Annotated in this window: 17 protein-coding genes; 9 read left to right on the forward strand and 8 right to left on the reverse strand. The window is 68.8% G+C overall.

Annotation, left to right across the window (positions count from 1 at the left end; translation table 11 throughout):
• A partial coding sequence (locus AB0H61_RS10930) for a DEAD/DEAH box helicase (protein ID WP_357301804.1) occupies positions 1–698 on the reverse strand: 698 nt, incomplete at its 3' end.
• Positions 699–818: 120 nt separating this feature from the next.
• Here AB0H61_RS10930 and AB0H61_RS10935 point away from each other — a divergent pair.
• Positions 819–1,301, forward strand: a complete 483-nt coding sequence (locus AB0H61_RS10935; protein WP_357301806.1) for a hypothetical protein — start codon at positions 819–821, stop codon at positions 1,299–1,301.
• Between the two features lie 58 nt (positions 1,302–1,359).
• Here AB0H61_RS10935 and AB0H61_RS10940 read toward each other — a convergent pair whose 3' ends face one another.
• Both AB0H61_RS10940 and AB0H61_RS10945 read right to left on the reverse strand, forming a co-directional pair.
• Positions 1,360–2,583 carry an RtcB family protein gene (locus AB0H61_RS10940; RefSeq protein WP_357301808.1) on the reverse strand — a complete coding sequence of 408 codons (1,224 nt, stop codon included), beginning with the start codon at positions 2,581–2,583 and terminating at the stop codon, positions 1,360–1,362.
• A 91-nt stretch (positions 2,584–2,674) separates the two neighbouring features.
• On the reverse strand, positions 2,675–3,184 hold the full coding sequence (locus tag AB0H61_RS10945) for a DUF1772 domain-containing protein (protein WP_357301810.1): 510 nt from the start codon (positions 3,182–3,184) through the stop codon (positions 2,675–2,677).
• Between the two features lie 85 nt (positions 3,185–3,269).
• Here AB0H61_RS10945 and AB0H61_RS10950 point away from each other — a divergent pair, with 85 nt between their 5' ends.
• Positions 3,270–3,863, forward strand: coding sequence for a TetR/AcrR family transcriptional regulator (locus tag AB0H61_RS10950; RefSeq protein ID WP_357301812.1), 594 nt, complete (start codon positions 3,270–3,272; stop codon positions 3,861–3,863).
• Here the strand turns inward: AB0H61_RS10950 and AB0H61_RS10955 are convergent, their stop codons facing one another.
• The 5 genes from AB0H61_RS10955 to AB0H61_RS10975 form a co-directional block, all read right to left on the reverse strand.
• Positions 3,864–5,042, reverse strand: coding sequence for an amidohydrolase family protein (locus tag AB0H61_RS10955; protein WP_357301814.1), 1,179 nt, complete (start codon positions 5,040–5,042; stop codon positions 3,864–3,866). It abuts the gene before it with no gap.
• A gap of 1 nt (position 5,043) precedes the next feature.
• Positions 5,044–6,402, reverse strand: coding sequence for a glutamine synthetase family protein (locus tag AB0H61_RS10960; RefSeq protein WP_357301817.1), 1,359 nt, complete (start codon positions 6,400–6,402; stop codon positions 5,044–5,046).
• Positions 6,403–6,413: 11 nt separating this feature from the next.
• Positions 6,414–7,601, reverse strand: a complete 1,188-nt coding sequence (locus AB0H61_RS10965; RefSeq protein WP_357301820.1) for a glutamate ABC transporter substrate-binding protein — start codon at positions 7,599–7,601, stop codon at positions 6,414–6,416.
• Positions 7,598–8,803 carry an alpha-hydroxyketone-type quorum-sensing autoinducer synthase gene (gene cqsA, locus AB0H61_RS10970; protein WP_357301823.1) on the reverse strand — a complete coding sequence of 402 codons (1,206 nt, stop codon included), beginning with the start codon at positions 8,801–8,803 and terminating at the stop codon, positions 7,598–7,600. The genes AB0H61_RS10965 and cqsA overlap by 4 nt, the downstream gene beginning before the upstream one ends.
• Positions 8,804–8,957: 154 nt before the next feature.
• On the reverse strand, positions 8,958–9,863 hold the full coding sequence (locus AB0H61_RS10975) for a ribokinase (protein ID WP_357301826.1): 906 nt from the start codon (positions 9,861–9,863) through the stop codon (positions 8,958–8,960).
• 118 nt (positions 9,864–9,981) lie between these two features.
• On the opposite strand from AB0H61_RS10975, the gene AB0H61_RS10980 reads away from it, so the two are divergent.
• From AB0H61_RS10980 to AB0H61_RS11010, 7 genes are all read left to right on the forward strand, one after another.
• Complete coding sequence (locus tag AB0H61_RS10980) at positions 9,982–11,247, forward strand: glutamate-5-semialdehyde dehydrogenase (RefSeq protein WP_357301828.1); 1,266 nt, start codon at positions 9,982–9,984, stop codon at positions 11,245–11,247.
• 76 nt (positions 11,248–11,323) lie between these two features.
• Positions 11,324–12,208 (forward strand): MoxR family ATPase, encoded by an 885-nt coding sequence (locus AB0H61_RS10985; RefSeq protein ID WP_357301831.1) that lies wholly within the window; start codon positions 11,324–11,326, stop codon positions 12,206–12,208.
• A 3-nt stretch (positions 12,209–12,211) separates the two neighbouring features.
• Positions 12,212–13,636, forward strand: coding sequence for a VWA domain-containing protein (locus AB0H61_RS10990; protein ID WP_357301834.1), 1,425 nt, complete (start codon positions 12,212–12,214; stop codon positions 13,634–13,636).
• A 9-nt stretch (positions 13,637–13,645) separates the two neighbouring features.
• Complete coding sequence (locus AB0H61_RS10995) at positions 13,646–13,987, forward strand: MmcQ/YjbR family DNA-binding protein (RefSeq protein ID WP_357301837.1); 342 nt, start codon at positions 13,646–13,648, stop codon at positions 13,985–13,987.
• A gap of 182 nt (positions 13,988–14,169) precedes the next feature.
• Positions 14,170–16,026, forward strand: a complete 1,857-nt coding sequence (locus AB0H61_RS11000) for an HSP90 family protein (RefSeq protein WP_357301840.1) — start codon at positions 14,170–14,172, stop codon at positions 16,024–16,026.
• Between the two features lie 181 nt (positions 16,027–16,207).
• On the forward strand, positions 16,208–18,175 hold the full coding sequence (locus AB0H61_RS11005) for a hypothetical protein (RefSeq protein ID WP_357301842.1): 1,968 nt from the start codon (positions 16,208–16,210) through the stop codon (positions 18,173–18,175).
• 206 nt (positions 18,176–18,381) lie between these two features.
• Entirely contained in the window at positions 18,382–19,092 is a 711-nt protein-coding gene (locus tag AB0H61_RS11010; RefSeq protein ID WP_357301845.1) for an RsiV family protein, read from the forward strand.
• Positions 19,093–19,131 lie beyond the last annotated feature (39 nt).

Here is a 19,131-nt window from a genome sequence, read left to right on the forward strand (position 1 = left end):
GAGGCGGTAGCCTGCGTGACCACGGAGGGCCCCGCGTACGCCGCATCGAACTCTGTGCCGATCTGGGTGGCGACGTCGGTGACCACCCGGTCGTTGGCGGTCGCGGTGGTCGCCAGCACCGGGATGTCGGAGCCGAGGTCGGCGATCAAGGTGCGGATGCGACGGTAGTCGGGGCGGAAATCGTGGCCCCAGTCCGAGACGCAGTGCGCCTCGTCGATCACGACAAGTCCGGCGTCGGCGGCCAGTTTCGGCAGCACCTGGTCGCGGAAGTCGGGGTTGTTCAGCCGCTCCGGGCTGACCAGCAGCACGTCGACATCGCCCGCCGCGACCCGATCGTGGATCTCGTTCCACTCCGTGACATTGCCCGAATTGATGGTTGCCGCAACGACTCCGGCGCGTTCGGCGGCCGCCACCTGGTTGCGCATCAGCGCCAGCAGCGGCGAGACGATCACCGTCGGGCCTCGGCCGGCGCGGCGCAGCAGCTTGGCCGCGATGAAGTACACCGCCGACTTGCCCCACCCGGTGCGCTGCACCACCAGGGCCCGGCGGCGCCACACCACCAGCGCCTCGATCGCGGTCCACTGGTCCTCGTGCAGCCGCGCCGCGGGGCCCGCCAGTTCCCGCAGCAGTTCTTCCGCCCGTTCTCGCAGGTCGGGCGCGGCGGTATCGATCACCGGGGTCTCACTCGCCGAAGTCATGTGGTCCATCGTGCCCCACCCCACCGACAGCGGACATAAGGCCCGCGAACTCCCCGCGGGCGGGACACAATGGATATCCGGGGGATCCCGGGTACGGGTGGGACCGCAGGAGGGCGAATCATGTCGAATCAGTATCAGCCGCCCCCGAATTGGTCGCCGCCCGGTGCTCAGTTCCGCAGTAGCAGCGGATTCGGCCGAACCATGCTGGGTGCGTTGATCGGACTGGTTGTCACACCCATCGGCATCGGACTGGCCGCCCACGGCGCGGCCACTACCAGTCGCTGGGTGATCCTCGGCGACACCGCCGACCGCCTCGGCTCCACCCTGCAGATCCTCGGCGGCGCGCTGCTGCTCCTGCTGGTGGCGGTACTGGCCGCCTACTCCCCGTCGGGGACCGTGCTGGCCGGTCTGGTCTGGGGCGTCTTTCCCGGCTTCGTCTACTTCTTGTTCCCCGACGACACCTTCCGGCTCATCCAGGACCTTCCTCTGCTCGCACAGGAAACCCGGCTCGCCGTGCACGCCTGGGTGATCAACGGCAGCATCTTCGTGGTCGGGGTACTGCTGGTGGGTGCGGGCATCGCCGCGACGTTCCGGCGACGCTGAGCGCCCCTTTCCCGGCCGACGCGTGGCGCGCGGGAAGTTCCCGCGCGCCACCCGGGGATCAGCCCTTCACGCAGAGCACCTGGCGCAGGGTCGCGACGATATCGACCAGGTCGCGCTGGGCGTCGATGACCGCGTCGATATCCTTGTAGGCGGCCGGGATCTCATCGACCACGCCCGCGTCCTTACGCGACTCGACGCCCTCGGTCTGGGCGATCAGGTCGGCCACGGTGAACTGCCGCTTGGCGGCGTTGCGGCTCATGCGGCGGCCCGCGCCGTGTGACGCGGACTGGTACGAGGCCGGATTTCCCTTGCCGCGCACCACATACGAGCGGGTGCCCATCGAGCCGGGGATCAGTGCCAGATCGCCCGCGCCCGCGCGGACCGCGCCCTTGCGGGTAACCAGCATCGGTACTCCGTCGATCAACTCCTCCGCCACGTAGTTGTGGTGACAGGAGATGGGCTCGTCGAAATACACCGTCCGGTCGGCGAATTCGTCGCGGACCGCGTCGCAGACCAATTCCAGCATTACCGCGCGGTTGCGCGCCGCGTATTCCTGCGCCCAGGTCAGGTCGCGCCGGTAGGCATCCATTTCCGGTGTGCCGGAGACGAATACGGCCAGATCGCGGTCGGGCAGATCCCGGTTGTGCGGTAGCGCGCGTGCCACCGTCATATGCCGCTCGGCGAGTTCCTTGCCGATATTGCGGCTCCCGGAATGCAGCAGGATCCACACCGTATCGTGCTCGTCCAAGCACACCTCGATGAAATGGTTGCCGCCGCCGAGCGAGCCCAGCTGCTTCTTGGCCTTGCTCTCCAGCGACTGCACGCCGGGGTTCAGCATGCCGAACCCGCTCCAGAAGTGCTGCCAGCTGCTGCTACGGCGCGCGAGCTCGCCGTGCGAGGCCGCGAACCGAGCGCCCAACTTCGCCACATCGACGGGATCACGGTGCGACCGGAAGCCGACCGGGACCGCCGCCTCGATCCGGCTGCGCAGCGAATGCAGGTTGTCGGGCAAATCCGCGGCGGTGAGGTCGGTCTTGACGCTCTCCATACCGCACCCGATATCGACGCCGACGGCCGCGGGCGAGACCGCGTCGCGCATCGCGATGACCGAGCCGACCGTCGCCCCCTTGCCGAGGTGCACGTCCGGCATCACGCGGACGCCGTGCACCCACTTCAGTTGCGCGATATTCCGCAGTTGCCGCAGTGCGGACTGCTCGATCTCGTGCTCGTGGGCCCACATCAGCGTCTGCGCCCTGGTGCCGGGCAACTCGACGGGAAACATCGTCTCGATCCTTTCAATGGATAGCGTAGTCCCACGGTAGAGAGCCGATGCCGACCGCCGCATCCGAATATTGCCCGCGCGACGCGAGCGCTTATCGGGCCGGTACGGCCCCGGACTCCTCGGCCCGGCGAGACATTCCCGGCTCACCGGGAACCGATCCGACGACGGCGATCATCAAGAGGAACGCCACCAGCGCGCACCCGGTACGGGTGAAGTGGAACAGCTCCCAGTTCCGCAGGATGTCGGCGTAGTCGCTGGGCGGACCGCTGACGGCCCACTGCTTGATCTGCTGATTGATCGGCACATTGCCCAGGCGGGTGACGAGGAATGAGGTGAAGGTCAACGCGGACGCGCCACCCGCTATCCACCGTGCGCGCCCCTGCGACCGCACGGCGAGGTAGAGGGCGCTGAGCACCGCCAGGCCCATCAGGCTCTGCATCACCACGCCGTTCACCCGCATCAGCGCCGTGTGGAAGGTGAACCGAACATCGAGTGGCACTTCGCGAAACGCGTACAGCACGTTGACCGCGCCGTATCCGAAGGCCCCGGCAAGCAGGCCGGGAAACAGCAATGCCGCTGCCCGGCCGGAATTCGACAGCATGAGGATCTCCTTTTCCATCGCAACTTCGAGTTGCGATAGCATCGAGCATGCTCGGATCCGCTCGATATCGCAACAAGGAGTTGCAATGAGTTCCGCCGCACCGCCCGGACGCGGGCCGAAGGTTCGTGCCGCCGTTCTCGCCGCCACGGTCGACGAACTGAGCGAGCACGGGTATGCGGCGCTCACCGTCGAGAAGGTGGCGCGTCGCGCGGGTGTGCACAAGACCACCGTCTATCGCCGCTGGCCCGATCGCGATGTCCTTATCGCCGACGCGCTTGCCGAGAGCGTGGCCGCCGACCTTCCCATCCCCGATACGGGCGCGATCGACAGTGATCTGAGCAGCCTGGCGCGCAGCCTGGTCGTGTGGGTGAAAAGTCCGGGGGGAAGGGCGATTCTCGCGGTAATGCTGTCCGACGCCGTCGGACTTGCTCGGCCCCCCGATCAGATCCGCCACGTGTTCCGGGATCGCATCCGCGGGGCGCTTCCGGTGGTCGAGCGCGCGATCGGTCGCGGTGAGCTCCCCACGGGCACCAATGCCGCCGAACTTCTGAAAACGATGGTCGCGCCGATCTATCTGCGCGCGCTCATCACGGGCGAACCGTTGACCGAGTCCACCGCCGATTCCGCGGCCCGATTGGCGCTCACCGCGGCGCATGCCGGTCTATTCGAGTCCGAATAGTCAAGGTGTGCCAGTTATTTCGGTGGAATGTGAATGTGGGTAGATCTGTGCCGCGTTATCGGAGGCGATGGCCCGCACCAGGGCTTCGGCATCGGCGGTGGTGATCGCGTCGTCGGCGATCCACTCGTCGAGAAGGCGTCCGAGGCCACGGCGCCACAGCAGCGCGCCGAGATAGTGCAGTTCGGGAAGTCCGTAGCCGTCCGAGGAGTAGCACAGGGCGCGGAAGGGCGCGAGTTCGAGCGCTTCCGCCAGCACCGCCCCCGCCCGCAGGCCCACGTGCGGGATCGCGAGCCCGAGGTCCATGCGCACGTGTTCGAAGATATGCGCCAGATAGCTCGCGTTGCGGTGGAAGGGCCAGCAGTGCAACAGCACCACCGTCGCACCGGTATCGGCGGTGGCCCTCAGGAAGTCGGTCAGCAGTAGGGGATCGGCGCGGTGCAGCCGGAGGTCGGGATCGCCGAAGCCGACGTGGAACTGGAGTGGCAGGCCGAGTTCCGCGCCTATGCGTGCACCGAGACCGACGAGCCAACCGAGCAGGCGCGGATCGGTCAGCCGGGTCTCGGACGGAGGTTCGGCGGGCGGGGCATAGAGGAGCGGGAAGTCCAGTCCGCAGCGGTAGGCGATGATCGTCTTCAACCCGACGGCGTGCCTGGCGCGTTCGCGCAGCGCGTTCTCGATATCGGCGAAAATCGTTGCGGAGTAGCCGTTCTCCGCGATGACGTGCTCGGCCACCTGCTCGAGCCGCACCACCTCGTCGACAGTGCCGCCCGCGAGTGCGCCGAACTCGGTGAGGCGCGCACTGCGTTGCGAACCGGCCGTCAGCGCCGGATCGGTGGCCATATGCGCGGTCCGGGACCGCATTCGTTCGGCGGGATGTCCGGGCTCGGGCCCGAATCCGGTATCCACCAACCACCGGGTGACGCCGGTGCCGCGCAGTAACCGCGACGACACCTCGTGCCAGCCGAGTTCGGCACGGCGGCGAAGGTATTCGTCGGCTCCGGCGTGCGGGGGCAGGTCGAGTACCGGCGCGCAGAAGCGCCGCACGGCCGTGCCCAGTGTCGAATCGAAGGTGCCGCGCGGACCCTCGCCGAGTAACTGCTCGAACCGCGCCCGATCCAGATCGGCGGTCACCACGCCGTGGCAGTGCTGATCGGTGAGCGCGACCCCATCGGTGAGCACGCTAGAACCGCCACCGGGTCACTTCGACCAACTCCTCCGGACTCGCCTCCCGATAGTGCTCGGCCTCCGCGCGCCGCACCGTGAGCAGTGCGTCATGCAATTCCGGCCCCATCGCCCTGGCGAGCACCGCGGACTCGGCGAGCCGATCCGCCGCCTCCGCCGGGCCCATGGGCAGCCGGGAGATACCCGCCTCCGCGCCGAATGTCGCCGGGTCGCCGGTGATCTCGGGCGGCAGCCGCAGTTCCTCGGCGACTCCGGCGAGTCCGGCGGCGAGCACCGACCCGGCGATCAGATACGGATTGCCGGTCGCGTCGAAGCATTTGACCTCGGCATTGGCCGCCCATTCTTCGGTGCCCCGCACGCCGGTGACGAAACGCAGTGCGGCTTCGCGGGTTTCACGACCCCAGCACTGCCAGATGCCCGCCCACCGGGACGGTTGCAACCGGAGGAAGCTGGCCGGATTGCCAGCCCCCACCGCGACGAGCGCGGGCAGTTCGCGCAATATTCCGGCGAGGAAGGCCGCGCCGGTGTCGTGTATGCCGTAGGGCCCCGATCCGCCCGCGAACAGCGAACCCTGGTCGTTGTGTATCGAAAGATGCAGGTGCGCACCGGAACCCGCGCCGTCGGGGGTGATGCACGGTGCGAACATCGCCCGCCACCCGTAATCCGCGCTCACCTGCCGGATGGTGTGCCGCAACAACACCGCGTCATCGGCCGCGGCGACCGGATCGTTCGGCGCGATCGACAGTTCGAGTTGGGCCAGTGCGTATTCCGGGTGGAACTGGTCGACCGAGAGCCCCTGTTGTTGCAGCACCGCGACCAATTCCCGTGCGTAGTCGCCGACCTGGCCGAGCCGGATGATGCCGTAGCCGGGTCCGTCCAACGCCGGGGTGAATCCGGGCGCGTCGGCCGCCCCGAGCGCCCACTCGGTCTCGAACGCCATCGACAACCGCAGCCCCGCCTCGCGCGCCGCCTCGGCTTGACGGGCCGCGTAACCCCGCTGGCAGGCGACGAACCGGGTCCCGTCCTGGGTGTATTTATCGGCGGGCGCCCACGCCCACCCGGGCTGGCAGGCCAGCTCGGTGAGCGCGCCGAGATCCGGGATGAGCCGCAGATCGCCGTCGGGGCCGCCGAGATAGCGACCCACCGACATCAGGTCGTCGAATGTGAAGGTCTCGAAACACGGTGACACCCCGACCCCGAATCGGGCGGCGTGTGCGAGCCGCCCGATCGGCACCGTTTTCACGCGGGTGATGCCCGCATTGTCCACGAAGGACAGCGCGACCATCTCGACATCGAGCCGCCCGATCGGCGCCGCCGAGTCACCGTCGGCGGGAATACGCTCCGGCATGGTGGGCATGACCATCAACCCTACGGCTCGACGAAATCGGCGGCCAGCGCGCACAACATCCATGAGCCGCCGCGTCGCACCATGGTGCCGGTGTAGTCGATGTCCTTGAAGAACTCCGCGTACTCGGCGGGCACATTGGTGAATGTCTCGTGTGCGAGGAAGGTCGCGGAGTCCGGACCGGTCTGCGAGATGCCGATGAGGGTATTCGTGAATCCGGCGTCCTTGGCTCGGGGTCCGAGCCGCTGGTCGTACTGCGGGGTGTACCGCATGATGACCGCGCCGACGGCCTGCGCGGCCCCCGGGCAGACCAGCGCGTCGAAGGTCGACCACCGCTTGGCATTGGCCGATTCCATGAGCCGTTCTACCGCCTGGACCAGCGTGGGGTCGGCCGTGCCCGACTCCGGGTCCGGCGCGTCGAAAACCGGTGGCGCGGGTGAGGGCCGGTACCCGGACGGCGCGATATGCGCGGTCATCGCCCGTTCCCATGCACCGTCGGCGATCATCGCCCGGATAGCCTCGGTGATCCGGGCACGCAGCACGCTATCGCCTGTCCGTACGCCGACTCCGTACCGTTCCCGGGTGAACGGGCGGCCGACCACACGCAGCCGATCCGGGTGCCGTGCGGCAAAGCCGGCGAGGATCACGTCATCGGTGCTGACCGCGTCCACGGTGCCGTCCAGCAGTTCCGTCACGCAGGCCGAATAGCTCTCCCTGGTTGTCAGATTCACGCCGGTCGCGAAGTCCTCGCCGATCTTGTCCGCGGCGGTCGAGCCCGCGGCGGTGCAGATCGTCCGGCCGTCCAGTGCCTGCGGCCGATCGATGCCGGTGTCCTCGTTGCGCACCAGCAGGTCTTGGCCCGCGACGAGATACGGGCCCGCGAAGGACACCTGCTGTGGGTGCGCGGTGATCGAATACGACGCGACCACGAAATCGACAGCGCCCTCGGCCAAGAGGGTCTCGCGACGGCTCGGCGGCGCCTCCTTCCAGATGATCCGGCTGGAGTCGGCGCCGAGGTGCTCGGCGATATAGATCGCGGTATCGACATCGAAGCCGCGGGGCACACCGTCCTCGCCCATGACCGACAGTCCGGGTTGGTCGTAGTCGATGCCGATGACGAATGTCGGTGTCGGATCGCCGGTAGCGGGCGTGCACGCCGTGATCGGCGCCAGTGCCGCCGCCAGTGCGATGCCCAGCAGTGGGCGCCTCACCGGTTCGAATCGACCGTCGGTATCGGGGCGGAGTCGGCGCGCGGGGCTCCGGGCATCGGCGGCAGCACACCGAAGGTATCGCGAACCTCTGTGCAGGCCTGAATGATTCGATCGACCTGTGAATCGGTGAGTGCCGCGTGCATGGCGAAGCGGATGAGCGTGCGATTGCGCGGGGTGACGGGTGGGCAGAGGATCGTGCCGAAGATGCCGCGCGCCTCGAGGAAGTCGCGGATCGCGATGGCGCGCAGTTCCGATCCTCCCGGCAGCGCCATGATGTGCCCGGCGGCGGCGCAGGACTCGAATCCCAAGGCGCTCAACGCACCGCGCACCCGTGCGGAGATCTGACGGAGCCGGTCGCGCCGCGAGTCCTCGGCGCGGACGACCGCCAGGGTGGCGGCCAGTCCGGCGATTTCGTGCGGCAGCGGGCTCGCGGAGAAGACCGCCGGATAGGCCTCCATCTTGAAGTAGTCGACGAAGTCGACCCCGTTCACTGCGACGAATCCGGCCCGGCCCACGAAGGCCTTGGACAGGCTGGCGGTGCGGAACGGGATCCGTTCGGCCAAGCCGAGGGCGACCACCATACCCGCGCCGTGCGGGCCCTCGGTGCCGATCGCGCGGGATTCGTCGACGACCAGCAGGCTGCCGGTTTGTTCTGCGACATCACACATTTGGGCCAGCGGAGAGCGACTTCCGGTGGTGCTGTATATCGAATCGACCGCGATGATGCCGGGACCGTAGGTGCGGATCTCCTCGCGGAGGTGGCCGGGAAAATTGTGCCGGAACGGATGTATCGGTGCGCCTGCCATTTTGGCGCCGTGCCACAGCGACATATGCGCGATGCTGTCGATATACACCGGCGTGCGTGGATCGGCGATGGTCTGTAGTAGTCCGGTATTGGCTTCCCACCCGGATTGACAGAGTACGCCCGCGGGGGCCCGCACATATTCAGCTAATGCCTGTTCCATCGCGATCTGTGGTTCGTCCGACGATGCGCCCGCGTCGGCCAGGAGTGCGATGCACAGCGCCTCCGTGATCCGGGCATCGCCCGCGATGGCTAGATAGTCGTCGTGGTTCAGCAGTACGTCATCGGGTCCTGGGCGACGACCGTGGAGAATGTGCCGTCCGCCCCACTCCTCGACCATTCGGCCGTACTGGAAGCGATCGACGCGAAACTGTACCCGCTCCGCGACAGTGGGAATCACGCTGAACTCCCTTCACTGGAAATAGCTACTCGAGAGCACACATCGGATGTGATTGAACCACCGTGCGTCCCGGTACGCGGCCGCTTCGGCCGAAGAAAACGCCGTAATGTGTGAAATGGACGAGCGATCCGAGGAAATTCCGCCGGGGGTCCGACTATCGGATGTCCGAGCCGAGGCGCGGCGCCCAGTCGGCGAGCATGGCGTCGATCGCCGCCGCCGTCGGTATCGAGGCGCTGGCGCCCAGTCTGGTGGTGGCCAGGGCGCCGGCGGCGCAGGCCCAAGTCAGCGCCGCTTCGGGGCCGCGTTGCCAGGCGGCGGCGAGGGCGCCGGTGAAACTGTCGCCCGCGCCGGTGGTGTCGACCACCCGGACCCGCGGACTGGGACAGGAGAGCCCACGGCCGTCCGGTCCCCGGTAGTCGGCGCCCGCCGCGCCGCGGGTGGTGATCACATGCGGCACGCGTGTCAGTGCCGCGCCCAATTCATCCGCTTCGCCCGAATTGACCACGGCCACATCGACATCCGCCCACAGCTCGGCGGGCAGATCGGCCACGGGGGAGGGATTGAGCAGCACGGTGGTCCGGTGCGACCTGGCATGCGCGGCCGCGGCGGCCACGGTATCGATCGGAATCTCCAACTGGCACACCAGGATATCGGCGGCCGCGATGACCGCGAGATCCGCCGCGGTGAGCTCGGTCAACCCGGCGTTCGCGCCGCCGGCCACGATGATGCTGTTCTCGCCGCCGGTATCGACCACGATGGTGGCGATGCCACTGGGGCCTGCGATCACGCGCAGCCGATCGACGCGGACCCCGGAATCGGTCAGCACCCGGCGCAGTTCGGGGGCGAATACGTCGTCGCCGACAGCGCCGACAAAGGTGACATCGGCCCCCGCCCGGCGTGCCGCGATCGCCTGATTGGCGCCTTTGCCGCCCGGCACCATGGCGAATCCGGTGCCGAGCACGGTCTCGCCCGGCTGCGGCCTGCGCTCGGTCGTGGTGACCAGGTCCATATTGATGCTGCCCAGCACGGCAATCGCGGGCACGTCGCGGTCGGCGGTCATGCTCGCCGACGCTAGTCGCCCGCGGGTTCGCGCCGAAGCCGCACACGCCACCATCGCGGGGGCGCGAGAAGGTGCAGCGGTGGAACCGGTGGCAGGCGGCATCAGTAGGCTGTTAGCCATGACGGCAGGAACGACGACTGAGCTCGATACCCGCGAGGTGGTGCACGACGCCGCGCGAAAGGCTCGCGTCGCGTCCAGGGCGCTCGCCCAGCTGACCACCGCGCAGAAGAACGACGCGCTGCACGCCGCCGCGGACGCGCTGCTGGCCGCGGCCGACACCGTACTCGCGGCCAACGCCGAGGACATCGCCGTCGCGCAGGCGGCGGGCACCGAGGAGTCGCTGCTGGATCGGCTGCGGCTGACCAAGGCGCGCATCGACGGCATCGCCTCCGGGCTGCGCCAGGTGGCCGGTCTGCCGGATCCCGTCGGCGTGGTGGTGCGCGGGTCCACGCTGCCGAACGGTCTGGAGATCCGGCAGGTCCGGGTGCCGCTCGGGGTGGTCGGCATGGTGTACGAGGCCCGGCCGAACGTCACCGTCGACGCCTTCGGCCTGGCGCTGAAGTCGGGTAATGCCGCACTGCTTCGCGGTTCCTCCTCGGCCGCGCACTCCAATGCCGCGCTGGTCGCGGTGCTGCGGGAAGCGCTTGTCGCACAGGGCATCCCGGCCGACGCGGTACAGCTGCTGCCGAGCGCGGACCGCTCCAGCGTGACCCACCTGATCCAGGCTCGCGGCCTGGTCGACGTGGTGATCCCACGCGGCGGCGCCGGGCTGATCAACGCCGTGGTGCGCGATGCGCAGGTGCCCACCATCGAGACCGGGACCGGCAACTGCCACGTTTACGTGCACGCCGCCGCCGATCTGGAGATGGCCGAGCAGATCCTCATCAATGCCAAGACCCGCAGGCCCAGCGTCTGCAATGCCGCCGAAACGGTGCTGATCGACGACGCTATCGCCACCGTCGCGGTGCCCCGGCTGATCGAGGCGCTGGAGCGGCACGGCGTCACCGTGCACGGTGATCTGCCCGGGCTGGTACCCGCCAACGACCAGGACTGGGGCGAGGAGTACCTCACCCTCGATATCGCCCTCAAGGTCGTCGCCGACCTGGACGCCGCCGTCGAGCACATCAATACCTGGGGTACCGGACATACCGAGGCCATCGTCACCGGCGAGCTGGCCGCGGCGCGCGAGTTCACCAGCCGGGTCGACGCCGCGGCCGTCATGGTGAACGCCTCCACCGCCTTCACCGACGGTGAGCAGTTCGGCTTCGGCGCCGAGATCGGCATCTCCACCCAGAAGCTGCACGCCCGCGGCCCGATGGCGCTGCCGGAACTGACCTCGACCAAATGGATCGTGTGGGGCGACGGGCAGATTCGCCCGGTGTGAGCGGAGAGACCCGGCGCCTGCCGGGTGATGGACCGGGAATTCGTCTTCCCAACTTGTTCGAACGGAAGGACACCACGTGGCTGCGCAGGACACCGCGACCCAGGAGCCGATCTTCACCTCGGTCGACGATGTGATCGAGCGGCTGGCCACCACCGGCTACCTCGCCGACAAGGGCACCGCCACGTCGGTGTTCCTCGCCGACCGGCTGGGCAAACCACTGCTCATCGAGGGTCCGGCGGGCGTCGGTAAGACCGAGCTGGCCCGCGCGGTGGCACAGACCGCGGGCGCGGAACTGGTGCGGCTGCAGTGCTACGAGGGTGTGGACGAGGCGCGTGCGCTCTACGAGTGGAACCACGCCAAGCAGATCCTGCGCATCCAGGCCTCCAGCGAAAACGACTGGGAAGAGACCAAGTCCGACGTTTTCACCGAGGAGTTCCTGCTCTCCCGGCCGCTGCTGACCGCCATCCGCCGCGCCGATCCCACCGTGCTGCTGATCGATGAGACCGATAAGGCCGATGTCGAGATCGAGGGCCTACTGCTGGAGGTGCTCAGCGATTTCGCGGTCACCGTCCCGGAACTCGGCACCATCACCGCCAGTCGCAAGCCGTTCGTGGTGCTTACCTCCAATGCCACCAGGGAATTGTCCGAGGCGCTCAAGCGCCGGTGCCTGTACCTGCACCTCGACTTCCCCGACGAGGAATTGGAACGGCGCATCCTGGCGAGTCGGGTGCCGGAGCTGTCCGCGGCGGTCGCGGCCCAGCTGGTGCGCATCGTGCACGTGCTGCGCGGCATGCAACTGAAGAAGCTGCCTTCGGTCGCGGAGTCCATCGACTGGGGACGCACCCTGCTCGCGCTCGGCATGAAGGATCTGGACGACAGTACCGTTCGCGCCACACTCGGGGTGGTGCTCAAACATCAGAGCGATCACCAGCGCGCGCTGGCCGAGTTGAAGCTGGCCTGAGCCATGATTGCGGGATCGGGCCCGGAGGTCGCCGCACAGGACGCGCCGCACGGGCTGCCCGGCCACCTCGTCGGATTCGTGGAGGCGCTGCGGGCGCGCGGCATCCCGGTGGGCCCCTCGGAGACCGTTGATGCGGGCCGGGTGGTCACCGTGCTCGATCTGATGGATCGAGAGGTGCTGCGCGAGGGTCTGGCCTGCGCGCTGCTGCGGCGGACCACCCACCGCGCGACCTTCGACGGGCTGTTCGATCTGTGGTTCCCGGTCGCGATCGGTGCGCGCGGTGGCGCGTTCGACGAGGTCGAGATGCCGCGCACACCGAGCGGTGAGGTCGACATCCAGGCGTTGCGTGAACTGCTCGCCGAACTCCTGGCCCAGGACGGCGCCGAGCAGCAGCTCGAGCAGTTGGCCGCCCAGCTGGTCGAACAACTCGGGCAGTACGAGTCCGCGCGCGGACCCTCCTTTTCGGCGTATCAGGCGCTCAAGGAGGTGCAGCCGCATACGCTGCTCGCCAAGATCCTGGCCGGGCTCTCCGTCGGGCCGGATACCAGCGAATTCGATACCGAGATCGCGCGCCGCGCCGCGCGCGGGCGCATCGATGGCTTCCGCGCCACGGTCGAGGCGGAGACCCGCAGGCGGGTGGCCGAACGAATCGGTCGCGAGCGCGTCGCCGGGTACGGGGTGGCGCGGCAGGCCGAGGACGTGGACTTCCTGCGCGCCTCCGAACGGGAACTCGCCGATCTGCGCCGCAGCAGCCAGCGCCTGGCCCGCATCCTGGCCTCGCGACTCGCGGTCCGGCGCAGGCACTCCCGGCGCGGTGAGATCGATTTGCGCAAAACGCTGCGCAAGTCCATGTCGACCGGCGGGGTGCCGATCGACCTGGTGAACCGCAAGCCGCGCCCCGGCCGCCCGGAATTGGTACTGCTGTGCGATATTTCCGGGTCCGTCGCCGGTTTCAGCAATTTCACACTGCTGCTGGTGAGTGCTTTGCGCGAACAGTTCTCGCGGGTCCGGATTTTCGCCTTCGTGGACCGGACCGACGAGGTGACGCGATTCTTCGATCCGCACACCCAGCTGGATAAGGCGATGACCCGGATCTTCACCGAATCGGAGGTCATCGGCTATGACGGACACTCCGACTACGGCAGCGCGCTGTCCAGCTTCGCCCGGGATTTTCCCGACGCCGTCACCAGCCGCAGTTCGCTGCTGATCCTGGGCGATGCCCGCACCAACTACCGTGATCCGGACCTGCCGACATTGCGAGAACTGGTCGGTGTCGCCAAGCACGCGCACTGGCTCAACCCGGAGCCGCAGTCCCAGTGGGGCTCGGGCGATTCCGCCGCCGATCGGTATCGGCAGGTGATCGAGATGCACGAATGCCGGTCGGCCAGACAGCTGACCGAGGTGGTGTCCCGGCTGCTGCCGGTGTGAGGAGCGACCATGGACGATGCGGAGCTGCTGCGGTACTGCCTGGCGAAACCCGGTGCCTGGCAAGACGAACCGTGGGAGGGCGATATCGTCGCCAAGGTCGGCGACAAGATCTTCGCCTTCCTCGGCGACGGCTCCGTAGGCCTGAAATGCGGGGTGAACCGCGCCGAGGCCGACGAACTCGTACTCGTCTACCCGGATGACGTGGCGGCCTCGGCTTATATCGGCCGCTACGGCTGGAACACCGTGCGACTCGGCGGCAAGGTACCCGCCGACGAACTGTGCGAACTGGTGGACCTGTCCTACGACGCCATTGTCGCCAAGTTGCCGAAGTCCAAGCGTCCCGAGGCCTGACCCGCCGGGGGTGACCCAGTCGCGCGGGGTGGCTGCGCGCCGCGACAGCCACCGGCGGGGGCGTACGGGTTCGGATAGCCGGGCCGATGCCCGGGGGAATCGGGCGACCCTGGGAACTTTCGGGCGGCACCGAAAGCGTTCGTTAAGCGAATCGTTGGGCGGGCTCACCAGGATCGACATTCATGGTGCAGAGAACGCCGGAGGGCACGGGGCCCGGTGACGGCGGTACGGTGGCGGAGAGTTATTCGTTTCAGGTGGACCTGCGGGGGATCGTCGATCTGCTGTCGCACCACCTCTACTCCAGTCCGCGGGTGTATATCCGCGAGTTGTTGCAGAACGCGGTCGATGCGGTCACCGCGCGTCAGCAGCGGGAACCGGACGCGCCGAGCGGGATTCGGATCGTGCTGGACGGGTTCGGGCTGCGGATCTCCGATCCGGGCATCGGGTTGACCGAGGCGGACGTCCACCAGTTCCTGGCCACCATCGGCCGGTCGTCGAAGCGTGACGATATCGAGGGGGCGCGCCGCGAATTCCTCGGGCAGTTCGGGATCGGGCTGCTGGCCTGTTTCACCGTGGCCGAGACCATCCGGGTGGTCACCCGCTCGGCCGCCGATCCGGACGCGGCGCCGGTCGAATGGGTGGCCGCCGCCGACGGTACCTACGCGCTGCGCACGCTCGATCCGGCCGCGCACCCCGGACCGGGAACGACGGTGCACCTCGCGCCCCGCCCCGGTGCGGCGTCGTGGTTCGCCGCGGACCGGGTGCACGAACTGGTCCGCGATGTCGGATCCCTGCTGCCGTACGAGGTGACGATCCAGTCGGACGGCCGGGTGGTACGAGCCACCGACGGGGTGCCGGTGTGGCGCCGCGAGTTCGGATCGGCCGCACAACGCCGGGCCGCACTCTTCGAATTCGGTGCCGAGACATTGGGTTTCGCGGCGATCGACGTGATCGATCTGGACACCGAACCGGCCGGTGTCGGCGGTGTCGCGTATGTGCTCGCGCAGCCGGGGAATCCGGCGGAGGGCGGTGCGCACCGGGTGTATCTCAAAGGCATGCTGCTGGGCGACGCGGTGCGCGGACTGCTGCCGGAGTGGGCGTTCTTCGTCCGCTGCGTGGTCGATACCGACAGTCTGCGCCCGACCGCCTCGCGGGAGGGCCTCTACGAGGACGAGCGCCTGGCCATCGTCCGCGACGCACTCGGCGACCGGATCCGCGACTGGCTCACCGAGATCGCTGCCGAACAGCCCGAGCGGCTGGCCGCATTCCTTTCGGTGCACGCGCTCGGCGTCAAGGCGATGGCCAGGCATTCGCCGGAACTGCTGCGGATCATGCTGCCGCATCTGCTCTTCGAGACAACCGACGGTCGCGTCCCGCTCACCGAATTCGCGCGCAACCACCCCGAGATCCGGGTGACCGCGACGGTGGAGGAGTTCCGCCAGGTGGCGGCCACCGCCGCGGCGCAGGGCATCGGCGTCGTCAACGGCGGCTACACCTACGACGCCGAATTGGTCGCGCAGTTGCCCCTGCTCTTGCCCGAGGTGACGGTGCGCGAACTGGATTCCGATGCCCTCACGGCCGCGCTGGATCCGGTCGACCCGGCCGACGAGCTGGCATTGGCCCCGGTACTGGCCACCGCCCGCGCCACGCTGGACCCGCTGTCCTGCGACGTGATTCTGCGTGCCTTCCATCCGGTGTCGGTGCCCGCGCTCTACTTGGACAGTCGCGGCGCACGCAACGAGCGCACCCGCGCCCAGACCGCCCAGGACGCGGACGAACTCTGGACCGAGATCCTGGGCGCGCTCGAGGCCGCCACGCCCCGGGCACAGCTGGTGCTCAACTATCACAGCCCGGTGGTGCGCAGGCTCGGGCGGATCACCGACCGGGCCTTCCTGAAGACCGCGGTCGAATCGCTGTACGGGCAGGCGCTGTTGCTGACCCACCGCCCATTGCGTCCCGCGGATACCGCGCTGCTCAATCGGGCCTTCGGTGAATTCCTCAGCTGGGCAACGCGACATGCCGCCGGGGATGAGGGGTGAGCGCGCGGGCGGCGCGGCCGAGCTGTGTGAGCCGGTCCGGGACGGGCGCTCGACTATGGGCGCCGCGTCATCCGGTCGGTGCGGTACCGGCCGACGCGAGTGGGGCAGGGACGCGAACGGTGCGTCGGGGGCAGATGACCGCGGGGTGCGGGAATCCCCGTGGGACGCAGGAGGGGTGAGGGTGGAGACTACGGAAATCCAGGCGGCGCTGGCGCAGAGTCGCTCGCTGCCGCACGGCCGCGCGCGCACGCAGCGCTTGGAGACATTGGCCGCGGCCGCGAGGGCGGGGCAGGATCGCGCGCTGGAAGGCGGTGTGCTGCTGGAACTGGCCAAGTCGTATGCCAATGCGGGCGAACGGGATCTGGCGCCGGTCGCCTACGGCAGGCTGCTACAGCTCTATGACGAGTTCCCGGCCGAACTCGGGCCGATGACGCATTCGGTGCACTGGTACCTGAAATGGATGACCTGGGGGCTGATCGAAAACCCCGCGGTCCCTTTGCCCACCATCCACCGCTGGCTCGACGAGCTCGAAAACCGCTATCGGCAGCGCGGATACAGCGCCCGTCCGGTTCTCGGGCTGCGCGCGGACCTGGCGCGGGAACTCGGTGCGGACGCGAACGCGGCGCGCCTGGTGGCGGCCGCGTTGGCCGCGCCGCGCGACAGTATGTCCGACTGCGACGCCTGTGAACGTGACGGCTGGGGTACCACGGCCGCGGCCGCTGGTGACGACGAGGCCGCGCTCGACTACTGGCAACCGGTGCTCGACGGTGAGCGCAGCTGCGCCGAGGAGCCGCATCGGGTGCTGTCGAAGGCACTGCTGCCACTGGTGCGCAGCGGTCGCACCGCCGCCGCGCGCAGCGCCCATCTCACCGGATACCCGCTGGTTCGTCATACCGAGGATCTGCGTGACGCGGTGGCGCGGCACCTCGAATTCTGCGCGTTGACCGGGAACGAGGCACGTGGCCTCGAGCTGCTGACCGAACACCTCGGCTGGCTCACCGATCCGGGCGCCGATGCGGCCCTGCGGCTCTCGTTCGCGGTCGGGGTCAGCGTGCTCCTCGATCGGTTGAGCGTTCTCGGCCTCGGCGCGCTGCCGCTCGGCACGGGCACGGTCGGTTCGGTGCGAGCGGATCTCGGCGCGGAAATAGAGGCGCTCGTCGCTCGCTACGACGCCCGCAACGGCAGCACGGTGATGAGCGCCCGGGTCGCCGCACGACTGGCGCAGCGGCCGCTGCTCGACCAGCTGCCGCTCGGAGTGCGCGGTAGTCTGCCCGAACCCGCGCGGATCCCGAGTCCGGCCGGTCCATCGGCGCGGACCGAGACGCAGCCCGATCCGGAGGCCGTCGACGACCGCGCGAGTGAGGCGCTGCGGCTCGCGGACCTGGCCGCCGCCCACCTGCTGGACGACCCGGGGCAGGCCGAAGAGCATCTGCGCCGGGCACTCGCGATCGGCGCGCGGGTCCTGCCCGCCGAACATCTGGCCCGGCTGAGCTCACAGCTGGTCATGGTGATCTCGGGGCAGCCCGGACGCGAGCTCGCACTCGCGGAGGTCGCGCTGGACGCCGCCGCCCGCTGGGATCCGATCTCCGAAGCGGACGCGGTGCACCTGACCTTCGTCGCGGCCCGGGCCTACCACCGGGCCGGGCGGCACGGCGAGGCGGCGGCGCTGTTCGAGCAGCCCATCGAGGCGGGGGTCTTGCCCTACCCCGATAACGAAATGGCCGTGCTGCGTGGGCAATACGGGAAATCCCTGAAGCTGCTCGGCAGGCACCGAGAGGCGGCTGTGCAGTTCGTCGAGGGTGCGCGCCTGGCGGACGGCGCACCGGGCAGTACGGAATTGCAGGCCGATCTCGCCTGGTCGGCGGCATCGGCGCTGGACGCATGCGGTGCGGATGATCAAGCGCGCGTGTCCTATCTGCGGGCGGCGCAGCTCTGGGGCGACCTCGGCCGGATCGGTCCGCGGGCACGTTGCCTGCGGTCCGCGGCCTGGCTGCAGTATTGGGGCGAATCGCCGAATGCCGACGCGGGGATCGCCGCGCTGGGTGAACTGATCGCGGAATTGGAACAGCTGGACGAATCCCCCGAGGCGGCCAACGAATTGGCGCATACCCGTAGACAACTCGCCGATATGCAGGAGCGCGACGACTAGCGGCTCAGTCGGAACAGAACCGAATGCCCCGTCCGAAAGACGGGGCATTCGTGTGTGTTCCGGCTGTTGCGCCGCACCACCCTCGGCTCGATAACAAGGTATTCGGCCTGCACCGTTGACATTTCGTTGGATTGCCGTTGGTCGTACCCCACACCGTGAACGTGACACCGGGATCGCCCCGGTGTCGCCGACCCTGGAGTCCGAAGATGAAGAAATTTGCCGCCGCGCTCGCCGTCGCCGGTGTGATGACCGTGGCCATGACGGCCTGCGCCGCGACGGTCGAGTCCGGCGCGGCCGCCGCCCCCGCCCCGCAGATCCCCGCCCCGGGCGGCTACACGGCGACCACGGTGCGGCTCGAAGGCCGCAACTTCACCATCGATATCCCACAGGTGACGGGCGGCGCGGCCGGTGCACGCGCCGACTTCAACGATGGGATGCGTGCCCTCGCTGCGGTGTGGAGCGCGCAGGTGCAGGTGGATGATCAGACCAAACTGGCCCCGGGGCCCGGTCAGGTCACCTACTTCGGCACCCGGGTGCTGAGCGGACTGCTGGTGGTCAGCGCCGACGGCGGCGGCGCGCACCCGTACAACCTCTATGCCACCCACGTGACCAACGCCGACACCGGACGCGAGATCACCCTGCGCGACCTGTTCGCGGACCTGCCGCGGGGGCTGAGCATCCTGGCCGACGCCGCGGCGGTCCAGGTGCCCGGGACCAACGCGGGCGATTACTACTCCAAGAGCGGTATCGAGGCGAACGAGTACAACTACCAGAACTGGCTGGCCACCCCGGGCGGAATGGAGATCCACTTCGGCGAGCTGGCCGCGCACGCGGCAGGCGATATCGTCATCACCGTCCCGTGGTCCACGCTGGCAGCGGTGCTGCGGCCCGGTATGCGGGAGGTCGTCGGCAGCTGACCGCGTCGCGTGGTAGAAGCGCGATGGACTTCGTGACGC

It is taken from the genome of Nocardia sp. NPDC050710 (assembly GCF_040654375.1).
GTDB lineage: Bacteria > Actinomycetota > Actinomycetes > Mycobacteriales > Mycobacteriaceae > Nocardia.